This is a genomic window from Campylobacter sp. MIT 99-7217 (genome assembly GCF_006864365.1).
Classification (GTDB): Bacteria; Campylobacterota; Campylobacteria; order Campylobacterales; family Campylobacteraceae; genus Campylobacter_D.
On sequence record NZ_QHLJ01000025.1, the window covers coordinates 1 to 1,065 of the forward strand.

1 protein-coding gene is annotated in these 1,065 nt (G+C 36.6%); it reads left to right on the plus strand.

Translation table 11 applies throughout. The annotated features are described in order from the left end of the window. Positions 1-1,065, plus strand: a 1,065-nt coding sequence (locus DMB92_RS09235) for a hypothetical protein (RefSeq protein ID WP_185900191.1), incomplete at its 5' end; no start/stop codon positions are given.

Sequence of the window (1,065 nt, forward strand, 5' to 3'; positions counted from 1 at the left end):
TTTAAAGCTGGCATTGATGAAGCTGAACTTAATCAAAAACTAGAGCCTTTAAAAACTGAGCTTGAAAGCAAGATAAATGAAAACAAAGAAAGCTTAAAAAACTTTGTGAGCGAAGAAAAAACTCATGCTCTTATCAATGCTAAAGCTAGCGAGCTTGAAAGCAAGATAAATGAAGCCAGCCAAAGCACAAATGAAGCTAAGGTTAATGAGCTTATCGAGGCAAAAACGGGGGATTTGCAAGGTTTGCAAAGCCCAAATAAAGAGAATTTAATTGAGGGCGTAAATTATGCTATCACTTTAGCAAGCAATTTAAACACACACCTTAGAGGTGTCGAGGGACTTTACAGCACCACTGCACCCACTGAGGCAAATTTAGCAGGGCTTGATCGTGGCTTTGTTTGGGTGGATAGGTCAAAAACGCCTTTTGATGTGTATATACTTGAGTATCAAGATAGACAAAAAGCGTGGAAAAAGATTGATTTAGGTGCTATTGATACAAGTGTGTTTAATAAAATCATCTTTGAAACTACTCAAGATAATCCAGCCTATTATCAAGGCTTTGCAAATCTTCGCATTATACTTGATGATGGCACTATGCTTTATCCTAAAGAAAAGCTAGCAAATCTTGCTTCGAGTGCCAAACAATGCAGTTTTGATATAGGCGGAAAAGAAGTTATCGCAAAGGTAAGCGTGAGTGGTAGTGATCTTGTTACGGGAGGAAATTATAGCGGATATTGCTATCCTTTTTTAGCTCTTAGTAGTCAAACAACTAATAGAACCGATCCTGCTTGTTTGCTTCAAAATACAAAATTTCGTTATGAAGTGAGTTTTAGCGAGCCTATAAGCTTTAAGCAAATAACGCTTTTGCCAGGTGGGTATGTGTTTGACAGGGATTATTTAAAAATTCCTTATAATCTTAGCTTAATGTTTAATGATATTCTTGTAAGCCAAACAGGCTTTCATCAAAGTGCTTCACTTTTGCCAACAGAAAGTTTTGGGCTTGATAATAAAGGCAATGTTATCATCAATGCGAAAAATATAAAAAAGGTAGAGGATAAGGCGTGA